The 19,751-nt window shown below is 67.2% G+C and carries 20 protein-coding genes; 12 read left to right on the top strand and 8 right to left on the bottom strand.

Going from position 1 to position 19,751, the window contains the following annotated elements; translation table 11 throughout:
* Positions 1–8 precede the first annotated feature (8 nt).
* The 10 genes from RM463_RS05240 (at position 9) to RM463_RS05195 (ending at position 7,149) form a co-directional block, all read left to right on the top strand.
* Complete coding sequence (locus RM463_RS05240) at positions 9–998, top strand: KpsF/GutQ family sugar-phosphate isomerase (protein WP_311429263.1); 990 nt, start codon at positions 9–11, stop codon at positions 996–998.
* 21 nt (positions 999–1,019) lie between these two features.
* Positions 1,020–1,577 (top strand): HAD family hydrolase, encoded by a 558-nt coding sequence (locus RM463_RS05235; RefSeq protein WP_195689437.1) that lies wholly within the window; start codon positions 1,020–1,022, stop codon positions 1,575–1,577.
* Between the two features lie 4 nt (positions 1,578–1,581).
* Entirely contained in the window at positions 1,582–2,166 is a 585-nt protein-coding gene (gene lptC / locus RM463_RS05230) for an LPS export ABC transporter periplasmic protein LptC (RefSeq protein WP_311429262.1), read from the top strand.
* Positions 2,163–2,708: a lipopolysaccharide transport periplasmic protein LptA gene (gene lptA / locus RM463_RS05225; RefSeq protein ID WP_311429261.1), complete on the top strand. Its 546-nt coding sequence runs from the start codon at positions 2,163–2,165 to the stop codon at positions 2,706–2,708. The genes lptC and lptA overlap by 4 nt, the downstream gene beginning before the upstream one ends.
* The gene (gene lptB, locus RM463_RS05220) at positions 2,705–3,430 is read left to right on the top strand and encodes an LPS export ABC transporter ATP-binding protein (RefSeq protein WP_195689440.1); all 726 of its coding nucleotides are present in this window, start codon (positions 2,705–2,707) and stop codon (positions 3,428–3,430) included. Before lptA ends, lptB begins: the two co-directional genes overlap by 4 nt.
* 164 nt (positions 3,431–3,594) lie before the next feature.
* The gene (locus tag RM463_RS05215) at positions 3,595–5,001 is read left to right on the top strand and encodes an RNA polymerase factor sigma-54 (protein ID WP_195689441.1); all 1,407 of its coding nucleotides are present in this window, start codon (positions 3,595–3,597) and stop codon (positions 4,999–5,001) included.
* A 146-nt stretch (positions 5,002–5,147) separates the two neighbouring features.
* On the top strand, positions 5,148–5,456 hold the full coding sequence (gene hpf, locus RM463_RS05210; protein WP_195689442.1) for a ribosome hibernation-promoting factor, HPF/YfiA family: 309 nt from the start codon (positions 5,148–5,150) through the stop codon (positions 5,454–5,456).
* A gap of 7 nt (positions 5,457–5,463) precedes the next feature.
* Positions 5,464–5,931: a PTS IIA-like nitrogen regulatory protein PtsN gene (gene ptsN / locus RM463_RS05205; protein WP_311429260.1), complete on the top strand. Its 468-nt coding sequence runs from the start codon at positions 5,464–5,466 to the stop codon at positions 5,929–5,931.
* A gap of 40 nt (positions 5,932–5,971) precedes the next feature.
* Positions 5,972–6,877 (top strand): RNase adapter RapZ, encoded by a 906-nt coding sequence (gene rapZ / locus RM463_RS05200; RefSeq protein WP_195689444.1) that lies wholly within the window; start codon positions 5,972–5,974, stop codon positions 6,875–6,877.
* Between the two features lie 2 nt (positions 6,878–6,879).
* Positions 6,880–7,149, top strand: coding sequence for an HPr family phosphocarrier protein (locus RM463_RS05195; protein WP_311429259.1), 270 nt, complete (start codon positions 6,880–6,882; stop codon positions 7,147–7,149).
* A gap of 17 nt (positions 7,150–7,166) precedes the next feature.
* Here RM463_RS05195 and pmbA read toward each other — a convergent pair whose 3' ends face one another.
* A complete protein-coding gene (gene pmbA / locus RM463_RS05190) occupies positions 7,167–8,507 on the bottom strand; it encodes a metalloprotease PmbA (protein ID WP_311429258.1) in 1,341 nt (446 codons plus the stop codon).
* A 112-nt stretch (positions 8,508–8,619) separates the two neighbouring features.
* Here pmbA and yjgA point away from each other — a divergent pair, with 112 nt between their 5' ends.
* A complete protein-coding gene (yjgA, locus tag RM463_RS05185; protein ID WP_311429257.1) occupies positions 8,620–9,156 on the top strand; it encodes a ribosome biogenesis factor YjgA in 537 nt (178 codons plus the stop codon).
* A gap of 117 nt (positions 9,157–9,273) precedes the next feature.
* On the opposite strand, the gene tldD is transcribed toward yjgA, so the two are convergent.
* From tldD to RM463_RS05150, 7 genes are all read right to left on the bottom strand, one after another.
* Positions 9,274–10,728 carry a metalloprotease TldD gene (gene tldD / locus RM463_RS05180; protein WP_311429256.1) on the bottom strand — a complete coding sequence of 485 codons (1,455 nt, stop codon included), beginning with the start codon at positions 10,726–10,728 and terminating at the stop codon, positions 9,274–9,276.
* Complete coding sequence (locus RM463_RS05175) at positions 10,725–14,555, bottom strand: AsmA-like C-terminal region-containing protein (RefSeq protein WP_311429255.1); 3,831 nt, start codon at positions 14,553–14,555, stop codon at positions 10,725–10,727. The genes tldD and RM463_RS05175 overlap by 4 nt, the downstream gene beginning before the upstream one ends.
* A 4-nt stretch (positions 14,556–14,559) precedes the next feature.
* On the bottom strand, positions 14,560–16,023 hold the full coding sequence (gene rng / locus RM463_RS05170) for a ribonuclease G (RefSeq protein WP_195689450.1): 1,464 nt from the start codon (positions 16,021–16,023) through the stop codon (positions 14,560–14,562).
* Positions 16,024–16,176: 153 nt separating this feature from the next.
* Positions 16,177–16,776 (bottom strand): Maf family protein, encoded by a 600-nt coding sequence (locus tag RM463_RS05165; RefSeq protein WP_311429254.1) that lies wholly within the window; start codon positions 16,774–16,776, stop codon positions 16,177–16,179.
* A 13-nt stretch (positions 16,777–16,789) separates the two neighbouring features.
* A complete protein-coding gene (gene mreD, locus RM463_RS05160; RefSeq protein ID WP_299230453.1) occupies positions 16,790–17,284 on the bottom strand; it encodes a rod shape-determining protein MreD in 495 nt (164 codons plus the stop codon).
* Positions 17,284–18,174, bottom strand: a complete 891-nt coding sequence (mreC, locus tag RM463_RS05155) for a rod shape-determining protein MreC (protein ID WP_409228360.1) — start codon at positions 18,172–18,174, stop codon at positions 17,284–17,286. The genes mreD and mreC overlap by 1 nt, the downstream gene beginning before the upstream one ends.
* Before the next feature lie 75 nt (positions 18,175–18,249).
* Complete coding sequence (locus RM463_RS05150; protein ID WP_311429253.1) at positions 18,250–19,287, bottom strand: rod shape-determining protein; 1,038 nt, start codon at positions 19,285–19,287, stop codon at positions 18,250–18,252.
* Positions 19,288–19,460: 173 nt separating this feature from the next.
* Between RM463_RS05150 and gatC the strand changes: the two genes are divergently transcribed.
* A complete protein-coding gene (gene gatC, locus RM463_RS05145) occupies positions 19,461–19,748 on the top strand; it encodes an Asp-tRNA(Asn)/Glu-tRNA(Gln) amidotransferase subunit GatC (RefSeq protein ID WP_195689453.1) in 288 nt (95 codons plus the stop codon).
* Positions 19,749–19,751: the final 3 nt, after the last annotated feature.

Raw genomic sequence — 19,751 nt, 5'->3', positions numbered from 1 at the left:
TCGGCATCATGACATCCGAAACCCCTGGGGCCGGATCGGCCCTTCGCGACAGCGCCCGACGCACCCTGCGCCTCGAGCAGCAAGCCATCGGCGCCCTGGCGGCACGCCTCGACGAGGCCTTCGACCACGCCTGTGAGCTGATCCTGGCCTGTCGTGGGCGCGTGGTGGTCACCGGCATGGGCAAGTCCGGTCATATCGCCGGCAAGATCGCCGCCACGCTTGCCAGCACCGGCACACCGGCCTTCTTCGTCCATCCCGGGGAGGCCAGCCACGGCGATCTGGGGATGATCACCCCCGGCGACGTGGTGCTGGCCCTCTCGAACTCCGGCGAAACCGCCGAAGTGACCGCGCTGCTGCCGCTGCTCAAGCGCATGAAGGTACCGCTGATCAGCATGACCGGGCGACCCACGTCGAGCCTTGGCCGCCACGCCGACGCCCATCTCGATACCGGGGTCGAGCGCGAGGCCTGCCCCCTCGACCTGGCGCCCACCGCCTCCACTACCGCCGCTCTGGCCATGGGGGATGCCCTGGCCGTGGCGCTGCTCGAGTCTCGCGGCTTTACCGCCGAGGACTTCGCCCTATCACACCCCGGGGGCAGCCTCGGCAAGCGACTGCTGCTGCGCGTCAGCGACCTGATGCACAGTGGTAGTCGGTTGCCGCGGGTCCCCCTGGGGAGCCCGCTGCGCGACGCCCTGCTGGAGATCACCCGCCAGGGGCTGGGCTTCACCTGCGTGGTGGCACCCGACGGCCGTCTCGCCGGGGTCTACACCGACGGCGATCTGCGGCGGACCCTGGACCTGCACAGCGACCTCAGCGGCCTGAGCGTCGATGACGTGATGACCTGCCCCGGCAAGCGAACCACGCCGGAGACCCTGGCCGCCGAGGCAGTCAGCCTGATGGAAGACCACCGCATCTCCGCCCTGGCCGTGGTCGATGACGAGGGGCGCCCGGTTGGCGCCCTGCATATGCACGACCTGCTGGCCAGCGGTGTGATCTGACCCCAACGATACGGAGCCCTCATGCCCCATACCTCTCCCCTCCAGGACCCGCAGCTCATCGCCCGCCTGCGCCAGATTCGCCTGCTTGCGCTGGACGTCGATGGCGTGCTCACCGACGGGCAGCTCTACTTTCAGGCCGATGGCATCGAGATCAAGGCGTTCAATGTTCAGGATGGCCACGGCCTGAAGCTGCTCAAGCGTGCCGGCTTCCAGGTGGCGCTGATCACCGGTCGCGAATCGACCATGGTCAGTCACCGCGCCGCGGCACTGGGTATCCAGCACGTCTTCCAGGGCGTCGAGAAGAAGCTGCCGGTCCTGCGGGAACTCGCCAAGCGTCTGGGGCTGGAGCTCGAGCAGGTGGCCTACTGCGGTGACGACATGCCCGATGTCGGCGCCATTCGTCGGGCCGGCATCGGCATCAGCGTGCCCAATGCACCGACCTATATCCAGAAGCATGCGGACTGGGTCACCGAGCGCGGCGGTGGCCAGGGGGCGGCCCGCGAGATCGCCGATACCCTGCTGCGCACCCAGGGCCACTGGGATGCGGTCATCGACACTTACCTGCACGGAGCCGGCTAGGATCATGCGACTGCCGCGCCCCGGCTTTCGTACCGGACTGACCCTGCTGCTACTGGCACTGGGCGGCGGGCTGGCGCTGCTCGATCTACGTGGCCCCGACATCATCCAGCAGATACCGCGCGATGCCGCCGGGGAGCCCGACTTCTATCTCGAGAATGCGCACCTGACCCGCTTCGACGCCGAGGGGCGCCTGCACCAGCAGGTGACGACCCCCCGCCTGGCCCACACCCCCATGGATGATGTGACGCGTCTTGAGTCACCCCATATCAGGCTCCATGACCGTGGCGGCCGACTCTGGCTTGCCGAGGCCGACAGCGGCCGGCTGGGGCCCGGGGGCAATCCGCTGCGGCTCGAGGGCGAGGCCCGGCTGCACGCCCCCGCCGAGCAGTGGTCACTGGCGACCGACACCCTGCACTATGATGCCGACACGGGGCATGCCTGGAGCACCACCCCTGCCATCCTGCGCCAGCCTCCGCAGCATATGCGTGGCGAGCGCTTCGATGCCTGGATCCATGACAACCGGGCACGCCTGACCGACAATGTGCGCGGCCACCATCCGCCCGAGACCTTCGAGGAGTCCTCGTCATGAAGCGCCCCCTGCCCTCACTGCTGACCGGCGCCCTGCTGCTGACGCTGCTGCCTCTCGCCCCAGCCAGCCTGGCGCAGAGCCAGCCTCAGAATCAGGATGCCAGCGCGCCCATTCTGGTGGAGGCGGACCGCCTCGATCTCGACGACCGCGCCGGCACCGCCGTGTATACCGGCAACGTGGACATTCGCCAGGGCAGCATGCGCCTGACCGGGAGTCGCGTGGAGATCCGCCGTAACGCGGCAGGCGAACTCTCCCGGGCAACCGCCATCGGCGATCGAGCCTATCTCGAGCAGCAGCCAAACCCCGCCGAACCCGTCATCAAGGGGTGGGGGCGCACCATTGTCTATCATGTGGCCGAGCGTCGTGTTGAGCTGATCGACCGCGCCGAACTCCATCAGGGGGGCGACACCTTCGAGGGCGGTTACCTGGAGTACTTCCTCGATCGCCGGGTCGTGCAGGCCCGCGCCGATGCCGAGGGGGTCGAAGGCAATCAGCGCATTCGCATGACCCTCCAGCCGGAACAGCAGCAAGGGGAACCATGAAGACCCTTCACGCCCGCCACCTCGCCAAGAGCTACAAGCGTCGCCGTGTGGTGCAGGATATCGGCCTGTCGATCCGGCAAGGCAGCATCGTCGGACTCCTCGGCCCCAACGGCGCCGGCAAGACCACCTCCTTCTACATGATCGTGGGGCTGGTGCGCGCCGATGCAGGTACGGTGACCATCGACGAGCAGGACCTCTCCCACGCCGCCATGCACGAGAGGGCCCGGGCCGGCATCGGCTACCTGCCTCAGGAGGCCTCGATCTTCCGCAAGCTGTCGGTGGCCGACAACATCATGGCGATCCTCGAGACCCGCCGCGACCTCGACCGCAACGGCCGTCGAGCACGCCTGGAGCAGCTGCTCGAGGAGTTCCATGTCACCCATATCCGCGACAACCTGGGCATGAGCCTGTCCGGCGGCGAACGCCGCCGGGTGGAGATCGCCAGGGCCCTGGCGACCGAACCCGCCTTCATTCTTCTCGATGAGCCCTTCGCCGGCGTCGACCCCATCTCGGTGGGCGAGATCAAGGGCGTCATTCGTCAGCTGAAGGCTCGCGACATCGGCGTTCTGATCACCGATCACAATGTCCGCGAGACCCTCGACATCTGCGACACCGCCTATATCGTCGGCGACGGTCAGATCATCGCCGAGGGCGATGCCGAGTCGATCCTTGCCAACCAGAAGGTGCGTGAGGTCTATCTCGGTGCCGACTTCCGCCTCTGACGCAAGCCCCTCGCGCCTGGTGATGGCGATGGCGACAGCCCTGGCAGCGGCAGGCCAGCGCGACAGCGCCCACCAATGGCATGATTATTGCTTAAGATCGTATTGCACGATGCCCTGCCAGGCACTAGGGTAAGGCTTTCCGACATGCCAGGAGGACGCCTGCCATGGCCATGAAGGCATCACTGCAATTACGGGTCGGCACCCAGCTAACCATGACTCCCCAGCTGCAGCAGGCCATCGCCCTCCTGCAGCTCTCCACTCTCGACCTGCGCCAGGAGGTCCAGCAGGCGGTGGAGAGCAACCCGCTGCTGGAGCTCGACGATGACTTCGGTGAGCAGGCCACTCAGGAGCCTGTGCAGGACGACTGGGCAAGCGAAATTCCCGAGCAGCTCGCCACCGACAGCGACTGGTCGGACACCTATCAGGACCTGGCGGCGCCCAGCGGCGGAGAGGGGCCCGATTTCGAGCGCCAGGCGGAAGGCCAGAGCCTGCACGGCCACCTCTCCTGGCAGCTGGCGATGAGCGATTTCGACCCACGGGAGCGCCAGATCGCCGAGAGCCTGATCGACGCCGTCAACGATGCCGGCTACCTCACGGCCCCCCTCGACGAGATTCGAGACGGCCTGCAACAGCAGGGGCTGTCAGACCTGCGCAGCCAGGAGATGGAGCGAGTCCTGCGGCATCTGCAGCAGTTCGAGCCCACGGGGATCTTCGCCCGCGACCTGAGTGAATGCCTGCAGCTTCAGCTCGCCGCCCTGCCCGACGATACGCCGCACCTGCCCCAGGCGCGGCGCCTGGTCCGCCAGTTCCTGGAGGCCCTCGGCAACGATGACCGCCGCCTGCTCAAGCGGCGCCTGGGGCTGGACGACACGGCGCTCGACGCCTCCATCGCCCTGGTGCGCAGCCTGGACCCCCGCCCTGGCAGCGCCTTCTCAAGCGTCACCGATGACTACGTGATTCCCGACCTCGTCGCCTTCCACGACCAGCGTGGCTGGCACGTCGAACTCAACCCCGAGGCGATCCCACGGCTGCGCATCCAGCCCGATTACGCGGCACTGATCCGCCGCGCCGACAAGAGTGACGACAACACCTTCCTCAAGGAGCACCTCCAGGAGGCGCGCTGGCTGATAAAGAGCCTGACCAGCCGCAACGATACCCTGCTGCGAGTGGGCCGCGAGATCATGGCGCGCCAGTTCGACTTCCTGGAGCAGGGTGAAGAGGCCATGAAGCCACTCACCCTGGCCGATATCGCCCAGACGGTGGAGATGCATGAATCCACCATCTCGCGGGTCACCACCCAGAAGTTCATCCACACCCCCCGCGGGGTCTTCGAGCTCAAGTTCTTCTTCTCCAGCCAAGTCGGCAACGAGGGCGACACCCACTCCAGCACTGCCATTCGCGCACGCATCCGCAAGCTGATTCAGGAGGAGCCGCCGCGCAAGCCGCTATCCGATAGCCGCCTGGTCACGCTGCTCGACGAGGCCGGCATCCAGGTCGCCAGACGAACGATCGCCAAGTACCGTGAAGCCATGGGCATCCCCTCCTCCAGCGAGCGCAAGCGCCTGCGCTGAGGGCGATTGGCAGGGAACCATGCCCCCCTGCTCGACTGGCTCAACCCCTTGAACATGGCGGGAAATCGCCCCGGGACCGCCGGGGGGTATGCAAGGCAGGAAAAAGGGTTACAATCGAATCACAACCATCGAGCAAGGAGCGTGTCATGCAAGTGAATATCACCGGCCTTCATGTTGAACTGACCGATGCCCTGCGTGACTATGTCAACGAGAAGCTGACTCGCGTGGAACGCCATTATGACAACATCACCAATGTGCAGGTGACACTGTCTGTCGAGAAGGAGCGTCAGTCCGCCGCCTGCACCATGCATGTTGCCGGTGCCGAGCTGCATGCAGAAGCCCAGGATGTCGACATGTACGCCGCCATCGATGCCCTCGCCGACAAGCTGGATCGCCAGCTGGTCAAGCACAAGGAAAAGGCCCAGGCTCGCGCCCAGGGCGCCGGCGCCCGCTGAACCCACGATGTCCTCACTCGAAACCATTCTTCCCCCGGAGCGCACCCTCTTCGATGTGCCCGGGGGCAGCAAGAAACGGGTGCTGGAGTTCTTCAGCACCTTCATTGCCCAGAACACACCCAGCCTCGACAGCCAGGAGGTCTTCGCGAGGCTGATCGCCCGCGAGCGTCTCGGCAGTACCGGCATCGGCAACGGCGTGGCCATACCCCATGCCCGCAGCCCGCACTGCAAGGCGCCCATCGCCGGCTTCCTCAAGCTGTCCGAGCCGGTGGACTTCGACGCCATCGATGGAGAACCCGTCGATCTGGTGTTCGTGCTGCTGGTTCCCGAGGAGGCCGATGCGGCCCACCTGACCCTGCTGGCCCAGCTGGCCGGCATCATGAACGACGTCGATACCCGCATGCGCCTGCGCCGCAGCTCGAGTCAGCGCGACCTCCATGACAGCCTTACCGAGGCCATTCGACGACAGGGTTGAGCGGTAGCGCCCCCTCAGCCAGAACGACCAGGAGACCTCCATGCGACTCGTGATCATCAGCGGCCGCTCCGGCTCGGGCAAGTCAATCGCCCTGCAGGCGCTGGAGGATCTCAGCTACTACGCCATCGACAACCTGCCGGCCATGCTGCTGGGTTCGCTGGTCGACGAACTGAGCAACCCCGAGTCCCAGCGCACCTCGATCGCCGTCAGCATCGATGCCCGTAACCTTCCCCAGGCCCTGAAGCGCTTTCCCAGCCTCCTCGAGGAAGTGCGTGAACGCGGCATCGACTGCCAGGTGATCTACCTGAACACCGACGCGCGCATTCTGATCGAGCGCTACTCCGCCACCCGGCGCCGACATCCGCTGACTCGCGAGAGCGAGATGACGCTCGCCGAGGCGATCGACTCCGAGGAGCAGGCACTCTCCGGGATTCGGGACCTGGCCGACCTGGTGATCGACACCTCACGACTGACGGTTCATGAACTACGCGCCCGAATCGCCGACCAGGTAGCCCACCATCGCCCCGAGCAGCTGACCCTGACGGTGGAGTCCTTCGGCTTCAAGCGCGGCGTCCCCCTGGACGCCGATCTGGTGTTCGATGCCCGCTGCCTTCCCAACCCCTACTGGGACCCACGCCTCAGGCCCTTCAACGGCCAGGATGCCGAGATCGTCGCCTTTCTCGAGGACTACCCGGTGGTGCAGGAGATGCTCACCGATATCCACGACTGGCTGACACGCTGGTTGCCGAGGTACGCGGCCAGCCATCGCAGCTATCTCACCGTGGCCATCGGCTGCACGGGGGGCCAGCACCGTTCGGTCTATCTCGCCGAGCGACTGGCCAGGCAGCTCGCCCAGCAGCAGACGCGGGTACGCTTGCGCCATCGCGAACTGGGCACTCAGGACACCTTGCCCGGCCCCGAGACCCCACCTCATCAAGGAAGTTGAGCGTGCCGCAACGCAGGTTGACCCTTACCAACAAGCGCGGGCTCCATGCCCGCGCCGCCACCAGGCTGGTCCAGTGCTGCCAGCCCTTCGCTGCCCACGTTCAGGTGGCCAACGGCCCGATGCAAGGGGAAGCCAACAACATCATGTCGCTGCTGATGCTGGCCGCTCCCTGCGGCACCGAGCTCACCGTCAGTGCCGAGGGCAGGGACGCCGAACAGGCCCTCGACGCCATCGAGGCCCTGTTCGACGCCCGCTTCGACGAGGATGAGTAAAAAGCCGTAAGCCCGCCTCAGCCGCCGGCCACCGTCATCTCGTCGATCAGCCAACTGCCGGTATGGATGCTACCTCGGGTATCGATATCGCTGCCCACGCCAGCCAGCCCGCTGAACATCGCTTCCAGGTTTCCCGCAATGGTGAACTCCTCCACCGGGTACTGAATCTTGCCATTCTCCACCCAGAAGCCGGCCGCCCCCCGCGAATAGTCCCCGGTGACGCCATTGACCCCCTGCCCCATCAGTTCGGTGACCAGCACCCCCCGGTCCATGCGGGCAAGCAGCTCATCGCGCGATGCCAGCGGCGCCGAGATCCGCAGGTTGCGAGCCCCGCCGGCATTGGCGGTGGTCTGCATGCCGAGGCGACGCGCACTGTAGGCCGAGAGCATGTAGCTGGCCAGACGCCCCCCGTCGATAAAGAGGTTGTCACGGGTCTGGACGCCATCGTTGTCGAAGGGGGAACTCGCCATGGCACCGACCTCCATGGGCTTCTCCTGCAGGCTGAACCACGCTGGGAAGAGCTCCTCGCCGAGACGGTCGCAGAGGAAGGTTGCCTGGCGGAACAGCGCGCCGCCGGCGATGGCACTCATCAGCGAGCCGACCAGCCCGCCGGCCAGGTTCGGGTCGAAGAGTACCGGCATCCGCCCGGTCGCCGGACGCCTTGCCCCCAGGCGGCGCAGCGTGTGCTCGGCGGCGCTCTCGCCGACCCGCTCCGGTGCCAGCAGATCGCGTGGGTCCCGGGCGCTGGTGAAGTCGTAGTCACGCTGCATGCCGGCATCGTCTTCGGCGATCAGCATGCAGGAGAGCGAGTGGCGACTGCCGCACTGGCTGCCCAGGAAGCCGTGGCTGTTGGCATAGACCCTTACCCCCTCGCCGCTGGAGAGCGAGGCGCCGTCGGAGCTCTTGATTCCGGCCTTGCCGCGGCCGGCGGCCTCGCAGGCCAGCGCCAGCTCGACCGCCTCCTCGGTGGTCAAGGCCCAGGGGTGGTGCACATCGAGGTCCGGCAGATGGGTGGCCATCAGCGCGGCGTCGGCCAGGCCGGCGGCGGGATCCTCGCCGGTATAGCGAGCAATGGCGATGGCCTTCTCGACCACGGCACGAATGGAGGCTTCGCCGGCATCGGTGGAGGAGGCACTGCCCTTGCGCTGGCCGAGATAGACCGTCACCGCGATACCCTGATCGCGCGAGAGCTCGACGGTTTCCACCTCCCCTTCGCGAACGCTGACGCCGACGCCCTGGTCGACGCTGGCGCCCACTTCGCAGGCGTCGGCCCCCAGCTTCCGGGCCAGTTCCACGGCCTGTCGGGAACGGCTCTCCAGCAGGGTCTGCTGGGCGGCGGCATCGAAAGCCTGAGTCATCTCTAATCCTCCTTCGGCGGGCCTGCGAGCCACGCCTGTGATGTTCATTCTCAGCCCGGTGAAACGGACTGGTATACTGTCGGGACACCCAGCCCCAACCGATGGAAGCGGCATGTCCCAGGAATCTCCCCGCGAGTTGCTCGACCAGATCCTTCAGCAATCGGACAACGACGAACGCCCCAGCAAGTCCCAGCTCAAGCGCGAGATGCAGGCGCTGCAGACGCTGGGCGAACAGATCATCGCCATGACACCCGGCGAGCGAGCGCGCTTTCCCCTCTCCGACGACATGCTCGCCGCCGTGGAGGAGACCTCACGCATCCGCTCCCACGAGGGGCGGCGGCGGCACATGCAGTACATCGGCAAGTTGATGCGTCGCGAGGATCTCGCGGCGATCCGTGCCGTCCACGACGAGATCGAGCAGGAGACGCTGCGCCGCGATCACGCCTTTCATCGCCTCGAGAAGTGGCGCGATCGACTCGTCGACGAGGGCGACGCCGCGGTGGAGGCCTTCGTGGCCGACTACCCCCACGCCGACCGCCAGGCCCTGCGCCAGCTGATCCGCAATGCCCAGCGCGAACGCGCCCAGGACAAGCCACCGGCCAGTTCACGCAAGCTGTTCAAGCTGATCCGCGATACCGCCGGGCTTTAACGCCACCCGGGGCTGATCCGGCGGCAGGCGCCGGGCCGACGAGGAGGCGCTGTAGACCCATCCCTGGGCGCTACCTCGGCCCTCCTCTTCGGCCTGCCCCCGGCGCCCCTCACTCAGTCAGGATGCCGTGCCACCCACGGTCAGCTCGTCCAGCTTGAGGGTCGGCTGGCCGACACCCACCGGCACGCCCTGCCCCTCCTTGCCACACACGCCGATACCGGGATCCAGCGCCATATCATGGCCGATCATCGAGACTCGCCCCATGGCCTCGGGGCCATTGCCGATCAGCGTCGCCCCCTTCACCGGGGCGGTGATCCGGCCATCCTCGATCAGATAGGCTTCACTCGCCGAGAACACGAACTTGCCGGAGGTGATATCCACCTGGCCACCGCCAAAGCTCACCGCATAGAGGCCACGCTTGACGCTTTTGAGGATGTCGCCGGGGTCATCCTGTCCGGCGAGCATCACGGTATTGGTCATGCGCGGCATCGGCAGGTGGGCAAAGGATTCGCGGCGGGCATTGCCGGTGGGCGCCATGCCCATCAGCCGCGCGTTCAACTTGTCCTGCATATAGCCGGTGAGGATGCCATCCTCGATCAGCGGGGTACGCTGACCCGGGGTCCCCTCGTCATCGACGCTCATCGATCCGCGACGGTCGGCCAGGGTGGCGTCATCGACCACGGTCACGCCCGGTGCGGCGACGCGCTCGCCCATGCGGCCGGCGAAGGCTGAGCTTCCCTTGCGATTGAAGTCTCCCTCCAGGCCGTGACCTACCGCCTCATGGAGCAGGATGCCCGGCCAGCCAGGCGCCAGCACCACCGGCAACTGGCCCGCCGGGGCATCGACGGCCTCCAGGTTGACCAGCGCCTGACGCACCGCCTCCTGGGCGAAGCGTTCGGCGACACCCTCGTCGCGCAGGCGCGACATGGGATAGCGGCCACCGCCACCGGCACTACCACGCTCGCGCCGACCATTGCGCACCACGATCACGCTCACGTTGAAGCGCACCAGGGGACGGATGTCGGCCGCCAGGGTGCCATCGCTGGCACGCACCAGCACCACCTCATGGACCCCCGAGAGCGAGGCACTGACCTGGCTGACCGACGGGTCGGCGGCTCGGGCCACGCGATCCGCCTCCTTGAGCATGGCGACCTTCTCCTCGGCGCTGAGCCCGGCGAGCGGATCGACCCCGGCATAGCGCGCCGGGGGACCGACGGCAACCGGCGTGCCCAATGGCAGACGGTTGCCGCTGCGCACGATGCCCGCCGCGGTACGCCCGGTCTCGCCAAGCGCATCGGCGGTAATCTGATTGGAGTAGGCGAAGCCGGTCTTCTCGCCGGCCAGGGAGCGCACGCCCACCCCGCCGTCGATGTTGTAGCTGGCCTCCTTGACCTCGCCATCTTCCAGCACCCAGCCCTCGTGCCAGCTGCGCTGGAAGTAGAGGTCGGCGTAGTCGATACCCGACCCCATCGCGTGGCCGAGGCCGGTGTCCAGGTCATCCAGAGAGAGACCACCGGGCGTCAGCAGGATGCCGGCGGCTTCATCAATCAATGCGTGTCTCGCTTGGGTCATTCGGCGCTTTCCACTGAAATCCGCGGCGCGGTCCAGGGACCGCGCACGCGATAATGAATTCGGGTAACACTGTCGATGGCATCACCAAACAGGCGATCGGCAATAAACAGGGCCCCCCCCACCACCGGAGCACCGGCGATGACCGCCGCCAGTGGCAGGTTGCGGCTGACAGGCAGTGTGACGCCCAACCGCATGTCGAGTTCCCGGCGCGCCAACGCGACGCTGCCATCGAGAGTGAAGCGAGTGGCAGGGCCCACGATCTGGACCGGCCCCCGCGTCTCGAGACTGCCACCATACAGGGTCGCCGCGCCAGTGACACGGTCGAAGGCCGTTCCTCGCCCGGTCATATCGGAGAAGTCCAGCCGCAGACGGCGCACCAGGTTATCGATATTGAGCAGCCCCACCAGACGCGCCGGGGTCGACTCCAGCTTGACGAAGCGCCCATCACGCAACTCCGTCTCGACGCTGCCCCGGGAGCGCTCCAGGGCAAACTGCCAGGGCGTCCCCGGCCAGGCCAGCTGGCTCTTGACGCTTGTCTCGCCGCTACGGATCACCGGGTCCTGAGCCAGGCGTTCCAGCGCCGTTCCCAGGTCCCGTCCGATCAGCTCCAGGCGCGCACGGGTCAGGCTGGCCTCGGGACCCGCCGCCTCCCAGACCAGCTCGCCACGGGCACTGATCTCCCCCAGGGTAAGCCCCAGGGGAGCGATGCTGAGTCGCTCGGGCGTCGCCTGCCAGCGGGCGGTCAGAGGCCCCAGACGCCGGCCCTGGCGCTCGATATCGGCGATGCGCAGGCGCCCGCCGGGCAGGTCGGCGACCCAGCCGGGAAGCGGCTGAGGCTCCGGGGGCGTGGCTATCTCGTCGAGCAACGAGCCGACCCGCTGACCGGTGGGCATCAACGCATCCAGCGAGAGGCGACTCAGGCCGATGTCCAGTGGCTCGGCGAGCTGGGGCCGATAATCGAGCCGCCCCTCGAGCAGACTGCCATCCAGGGCCAGGTGCCAGCCGCCGCCAGGCTGCGGACGCGCGGTGGTATAGAAGGAGCCGAGGCAGCGATCCTCATGCTGCAGACAGTCGCTGGCCACACGCACCTCACGCAGGTCAATGCCTGCCCCCCCTGTACCACGACGGCCTGCCACCCCCGAGAGCGCCTCGCTCCACGCGGCGGGAGAGAGGCGCGGCAGGTAGGCATCGACCCACCATCCCGACCCCGAGGGCCAGGCAGGCGCGGATTGGCGGCCCAGCCACACCTGCCCCTGGCTACGCTCACCACCCGGCAGCGAGCGCCAGCGCAGCTTAAGCGCCTCGCCCAGGCGCCCCTCCAGGTGCCCCTGCGTCAGATTCATGTCGAGCCGAAGGGGGCGAGACTGTGCCGCCGGCTTGCCCAGCGGCGCCGGCAGATCGGCGGCCAGCCCTTGGAGTGAGCTCTGCAGGAGTAGGGAAGCCTCGTCGCCGACGCCCAGCCGACCACGCCAGTCGAAACGCCCGGTCAGCCGCTCGGCAAGGGCGGACGCGCCCCCCAGCTCGAGCAACGGCCTCGCCTCGGCGGTACCAGTAAACTCGACCCCGCCGTTCAGGGTATCGATATCGGCACGCAATGGCCCGCCGAGCAGGCGCCCCTCGAGCCGCCCCGTAAGACCACCCTCGGCGCCCTGCTGGCGCCATGTCAAGGGGCCACTCAGCTCCCTGGCACGCAGGCCCAGTGGCTGATATTCGACAAGGTCAAGACTCGCCTGGGTCTCGATCGAGAGGTCCAGCGCCTCTGGGCGCTCCAGGGGCAGCTCGAGTTGCAGGGCGCCCTCGGCATGCCCTTCGGCTTGCCACTCCTCCATGATCTCCATGCCCTCTACCGGCATGTTCAACAGGAAGCGTCGCAACGCGGAGGCGCTGGCATACAGTTCGCCTTCTACCTCCAGGCGTTCGTCGACCAGCCGTACCCGGCCGTCGCTCGCTGTCACGCCGAGACTCTCGGCATGCTTCACCTCGGCCTCCAGGGTGGTGTCGTTGAGCCGCATCCGCCCCTCGACACCCTCCAGCATCGGCCAGCCCGGGGCGATGGGCAGACGGCCGTCGCGAATGGCGAGGTCGAGGCCAAAGCTCGGCATGATATCTTCGTCGCCGTCTCCGGAGAGCGGCACATGCAGGCGCAGCGAGCCCTCGGGAACCCGCCCCGCCACGCCATCGGCAAGCCAGTCGCGCAGCTCGTCATCGAGAACGCCCACCGGCAGCCACTCGACAAGCGGTGTCTCCACGGCATCGACCTCCTCGAGGGCCAGGGTCAGGCCGAAGCCTCCCCGATTCCCCTGCCCGGCGGAGAGGCCGAAGCCACCGCTGACCTCGGCACCGTTCCATCCCACCCGCAGATCACGACCGCTGACCATGCTACGGGGGCCATCGTAGACCCAGCGCACCTCCCCGGAGGCGTGATCGAGTACCATGGGGGCGGCGAAGATCTCGGGGAAGTGAAGGGTGGACGTCTCGTTGCCGCTGAAGCGCACCCGGCCATTGCCACCCTGAGCCTCTACCCACATATCCAGCGGCCCGCCCCCCGGCGCCTCCTGCCAGGGCGATACCTCGACCCCATGCAGGGACGCCCGCGCCTGCCACTGCCCCTCCCGGAAGCCAAGCCCGAAACCGGCCACTCGGCCGCGTGGATCGAGGCTGTCCACCGCCCGGGCCAGCGCCTCGGGCAGCGGCACCCGATCGCGCCAGGCGGCCAGGGACCCCAGGTCGAAGGCGCTGGTGTTGAGCCACCACTCATCACCATCGCCGCTCAGATGCCAACGGTAGGGCAAGGCAGGCCCCCAGCGTGACGCCAGTTCGTCCGGCTCAATCGTTTCGGGGCTCTCCGCATCGCCCTGAAACCAGGCCTGCCAGCCGCTCTCCCCCCTCAACCACTGGCCGCTCCCGGTCACGCTATCCAGCGTCAGATGATGACGCTCGCCCTCGGCGTCGCGATGGCTGACGGCCAGCCGCTCGACATCCAGGGCCAGGCGGGCATCGGCCAGGCGGCCGCGCTGCCAGCGTCCCCACAGGCTGGCCTCGCCCCGCGCCTCATCGAGGCGCAGCGGCTGATTGCGCCCCAGCACCGCGGCCAATGCGACCAGGCTATCGAGACGCATCTCGGCCTGCAGGGCGGCGCTGAAGTCACGAAACCCGGTCTCGCCCGGCAGCACCTCCAGGGCGACCTGCATGGCGATATCCGCGTCGCTCACCAGGCGCAACCTGCCTTCGAGATGGGCGCGGCGGGCATCGCCAGTCATCAGCAGCCGCGGCGCCTCGAAGGCGACGCGCTGCTCACGCCCATGCAACACCACGCGCACATCCTCGGCCCAGGCCCGTTGGCGCAGCAGCACCCCGACCCAGAAATCGAGACGCTCGAGATTAAACTCCCCCTCGGGCTGAAGTTCGGGAGGGAGTTCGGCGGGGTCGGGCCAGTGCCAGCCCCCCTCTGGAGTCTGATAGAGGTGCAGGGTCATGCCTTCGAGGCGAGCCCCCTCCACCACCGGTATCCCCTCGCGCAGGCTCTGCCAGGTGTCCAGGCGCAACTGCCCCTCCCGTACCTCCAGCAACGGCCTGCCGCCCTCCCGGGTACGCAGTTTCAAGCCATCGAGCGTGACGTAAGGGTCGAAGCGTGCAAGCCCTCCCTCCAGGGAGGTAATTTCCACCTGTGCCGCGAAGCGCGCCGACAGCAGGGCCTCCAGCCGCGGCAGCTGGCCATCGGCCAGCCCCAGTGCCAGTCGCGCCAACAGCGTCAGCATCGCCACTGTTGCCAGCCCCAGGGCCAGCAGGGTCAGGGTCCAGCGCATCACCAGGCGGGTCACGGACATGGGCTCACATCAGCACGATGTCGTACTGCTCCTGGGAGTAGTGGGTCTCCACCTGGAAGCGGATGGGCTTGCCGATGAACTCTTCCAGATCGGCCACCGCCGCGGACTCCTCGTCGAGCAGGCGGTCCACCACCGCCTGGGACGCCAGCACCATGTAGGTCTCGGCGCTGTAGGCCCGCTCCTCACGCAGAATCTCGCGAAAGATCTCGTAGCAGACCGTCTCCGGGGTCTTGAGCGTTCCGCGGCCGCCGCAGGTCGGGCAGGCTTCACAGAGGGTCTGCTCCAGGCTTTCGCGGGTGCGCTTGCGGGTCAGCTGCACGAGGCCAAGCTCGGTGACACCGGTACACTTGGTCTTGGCGTGATCCCGCTCCAGCGACTTCTCGAGCATGCGCAGCACCTGACGCTGGTGCTCGGGATCCTCCATGTCGATGAAGTCGATGATGATGATGCCGCCCAGGTTGCGTAGACGGAGCTGGCGGGCGATGGCGGTCGCCGCCTCGAGGTTGGTCTTGAAGATGGTCTCCTCGAGGTTGCGATGCCCCACATAGCCGCCGGTATTGACATCGATGGTGGTCATCGCCTCGGTGGGGTCGATCACCAGGTAACCACCGGACTTGAGCTGCACCTTGCGCCCCAGCGCCTTGTGGAGCTCGTCCTCGACGCTGTAGAGGTCGAAGACCGGTCGCTCGCCGGCATAGTGCTCGATACGCTCCACCGCATCGGGCATGAACTCCTCGGCGAACTCCACCAGCCTGACGTAGTTCTCCCGGGAGTCGATGCGCACCTTCTCGATATCGTCACGCATCACATCCCGCAGGATGCGCATGAACAGCGGCAGGTCATCGTAGATCACGCTGGGCGCCGAGGAGGTGACCTTGCGCTCGCTGACCTTGCGACATAGCCGCAGCAGGAAGTGCATATCGGCGGCCAGCTCCTCGACGCCCACCCCCTCGGCGGCGGTGCGCACGATAAAGCCGCCGGTCACCTCCAGGCTCTGCTGGGCCTGGGCCTCCTCGATCAGGCTGCGCAGGCGCTCGCGCTCGCGTTCGTCTTCGATACGCTGGGAAACGCCATGGTGTGGCGCATCCGGCATGTAGACCAGATAACGCGAGGGTACCGAGAGGTGAGTGGTCAGGCGCGCCCCCTTGGAGCCGATCGGATCCTTGGTCACCTGCACCACCAGCGCCTGCCCCTCGTGGAGCAGATGCCCGATGGAGAGCTGCTCCTCGGCCGGCGTGCCGGCCGGCATCACCTCATGGGCATGGATGAAGGCGGCTCGATCGAGGCCGATATCCACGAATGCCGCCTGCATGCCGGGGAGGACCCTGACCACCCGGCCCTTGTAGATATTGCCGACGATGCCGCGACGGCAGGAGCGCTCGATGAAGGCCTCCTGCAGCACGCCGTTTTCCACCACGGCGACGCGGGTCTCCATCGGCGTCAGATTGATCAGTACTTCGCCGCTCATGCGGAAATCCTTGTCCAGAATGCCTTGCGGCCATTATGACATAGTGTCAAGCCTCCAAGGCGTTGATCCGTTCATCATGACAGGGCAATCGCCGATGGCAGCACCACTCGACAAGGCAATGCCGGCGAGAGGCTGCCGGCAGCAATCAGCGCATCACGACCCGAGCACCCCGTCCCATAGTGCCACCCCCTGACGGCGCAGAAGCTCGGCGGTCTCGTATAGCGGCAGCCCCACCACCGCGGAGTGGCTGCCGGCAATATGCTCGATAAACACCGCTGCACGCCCCTGGATGGCATAGCCACCCGCCTTGTCGGCGGGCTCCCCGGTGGCCCAGTAGGCGGCGATCTCGGCATCGGAGATCTCACGCATCACGACCCGCGTGGCGACACAGCGCTCGAGCAGGCCCGCGGGGCCGGTCACTGCCACCGCCGTGAGCACCCGATGCTCGCGGCCGGCCAGGGAGCGCAGCATGGCGGCGGCGTGCTCGGGTCCCTCGGGCTTGCCGAGTATCTCACCGTCACGCACCACGGCGGTATCGGAGCCAAGGGTCGGCAGGCGAGAGCGCTCGGCGCCGGCCAGCGCCTTGTCGCGGGCCAGGCGGGTGACATAGGCCTCGGCCCCCTCACCCGGAACCGGGGTCTCGTCGATATCCACCGGACATACCTCCAGAGATACACCGATGGAGGCCAGCAGGTCGCGGCGCCGTGGTGATGCCGAGGCCAGACAGAGGAGAGGGGGAGTGATGACGGACATGGATAACCTCCGATCAGCCACCGGTCAGCCGCCGCCCCAATGCATTGAACAGGGTGGCGAACCAGGGCCAGAGCAGCGCGCCGATCAACGCCGGCGTCAGGAAGGAGAGATGAATGGAGAAGGGGCCCAGCAGGGTTCGCAGCCACTGCTCGCCCAGCTGCATAAACCCCAGCAGCACCAGCACCATCAGGGCCTGCTGGAGCAGCGAGTAGGCGCGAAATCGCGGATAGACCAGGGCACACAGGAAGGCCAGCAGCGACAGCAGCAGGGCGTTCTGGCCCAGCACCGCCCCCTCGATCAGGTCGAGCAGGATGCCCAGCACGAAGGCGTGAAGCACGCCCACCCGAGAGGGTGTCTTCATGCACCAGTAGACCAGCATCAGACCCAGCCAGTCGGGCCGCCAGATCTGCCAGCCTTCGGCCAGCGGCATCACCTGCAGGCAGAGCGCCAGCAGCAGGGAGAACCAGATCCAGGGAAGCGCCAGGTTGGCGGCGGAAGGAACGGCCATCAGCGTGCCTCCTCGTGGTCATCACGGGCGGTGGCCCGACGCGTATCGGCCTCATCGCTCACCGCGCGGGCAGCCTGGATGGCGCTCAAGCCGATATCGCCCTCCCAGCCGGGGTCATCGAAGCGCGGCCGACTCGGCGGGAAGAGCAGCAGGAAGTGGCGCGAGCGCTGCAGCTGCGCCACCGGGGTGGCGGTCACCCGGGCGAAGGGTTCGCCCGGGTCATGCACCACCCCATCCACCCTCGCCACCGGATAGCCCGGGGGGAAGCGTCCGGCCAGGCCGGAGGTAACCAGCAGGTCGCCCTTGCGGATATCGGCGGTGTCGGGCACATGACGAACGCTGAGGCGATCATAGCGCCCGCCGCCCTGGAGGATATAGCGAAGCCCATTGCGATTGACCCGTACCGGCAGCGCATGACTGGCATCGGCCACCATCAGCACCCGACTGGAGTAGGCCAGCACCGAGGTCACCTGCCCCACCAGCCCGGCGGCATCCATCACCGGCTGTCCGACATAGACCCCATCGCGGCGACCGCGATCCAGCACCATCTGATGGGCGAAGGGATCAGGGTCCAGTGACAGCAGCTCGGCGGTCATGAAGGGCATGTCATGCTGGCGAGCGGCGCGGAGCAGCTCGCGCAGGCGCACGTTCTCGGCGGTCAGGTCCGCCATGCGCTGCACCCGGTGGGATAGCGTCAGGAGCTGTTCACGCAGTCGCCGATTCTCGTCGACCAGATCACGCTGATCGGAGAGTGCCAGGGTCCCCCAGCTCAGCACGCTACTGGGCAGGCTGACGATCCACTGGATCGGCGCCACCGCCGTGCTGAGCTGGGCACGCACCTCCTCCATGCGGGTCAGGCGAAGATCGGCAACCATCAGCGCAAGCGCCATGATCGTGCAGATCAGCAGACGATAGATGGGTAGCGATCCCTGCGAGAACAGCGGCTTGATGACGCGTCTCCCGGATCAGTCGCTGGACAGCAGCTCGAAGGTGTGCTTGTCGATCATCTCGAGGGCCTTGCCGCCCCCCCGCGCCACGCAGGTCAGCGGATCCTCGGCCACGATCACCGGCAACCCGGTCTCTTCGGCGATCAGCTTGTCGAGGTCGCGCAGCAGCGCGCCGCCGCCGGTCAGCACCAGTCCACGCTCGGCGATGTCCGAGGCGAGTTCCGGGGGCGACTGCTCCAGGGCATTCTTCACCGCGGCGACGATGGAGGCCAGGGTCTCCTGAAGCGCATCCAGGATCTCGTGGGAGTTCAGGGTGAAGCTGCGGGGAATGCCCTCGGCCAGATTGCGGCCGCGCACATCGATCTCGCGAAGCTCGCCGCCCGGATAGGCACAGCCGATCTCCTCCTTGATGCGCTCGGCGGTGGCCTCGCCGATCAGGCTGCCGTAGTGGCGACGCACATAGCCGGTGATCGCCTCGTCGAAGCGGTCGCCGCCGACGCGGATCGACTCGGAGTAGACGACGCCATTCAGGGAGATGATGGCGATCTCGCTGGTGCCACCACCGATATCCACGACCATGGAGCCCTGGGCCTCCTCCACCGGCAGGCCGGCGCCGATGGCGGCCGCCATCGGCTCCTCGATCAGGAACACCTCGCGGGCCCCGGCGCCCTCCGCGGACTCCTTGATGACGCGACGCTCCACCTGGGTCGACATGCAGGGCACGCACACCAGTACCCGGGGGCTGGGCGTCAGGAAGGTGTTCTGATGTACCTTGCGGATGAAGTGCTGCAGCATCTGCTCGGTAACGGTGAAGTCGGCGATGACGCCATCCTTCATCGGCCGGATGGCCGTGATGTTACCGGGGGTGCGGCCCAGCATGCGCTTGGCGTCGGAGCCCACGGCGGCCACGCTGCGCATGTTGCCGGACTGGCGAATGGCCACGACCGATGGCTCGTCGAGCACGATGCCTCGGCCGCGGACGTAAATCAGCGTATTGGCCGTTCCCAGGTCGATCGAAAGATCGCTGGAGAACAGTCCCCTCAAGCGTTTGAACATGGAAGTCGTTACCTAGTGCAGTCCGGGAGCCCTGTGCGGAGGCAAACGGTATCACCGCGCCCCCTCAGCAGCAAGCAAAACCCCGGGGCAGGGCCGCACCGAGACCCTGCCCGCGCGACGCCGAATATGGTACCTTCAGCGGCCTGATTTTTTTCATCGAGGACATCCGACTCATGGCGCTTGAACACGCTGACGTGCTCAGGGCCGCGCATCTTGCCCGGCTCGGCCTCTCCGACGAAGACGCCACCCACTACCTGGACGACCTCGGCCGCATCCTCGAGATGGTCGACCACCTCCAGGCGCTGGACACCGAGGGCATCGCGCCCCTGGCTCACCCGCTGGATGCGACCCAGCGGCTGCGCGCCGACGAGGTCACCGAGACCGACCGTCGCGACCATTTCCAGCGCTGTGCCCCGGCGGTGGAAAATGGCCTCTATCTGGTACCCCGCGTCGTCGAGTAAGCC

It is taken from the genome of Halomonas sp. LES1, assembly GCF_031846005.1.
GTDB lineage: Bacteria > Pseudomonadota > Gammaproteobacteria > Pseudomonadales > Halomonadaceae > Halomonas.
This window is presented reverse-complemented; position numbering and strand designations above follow the sequence as displayed.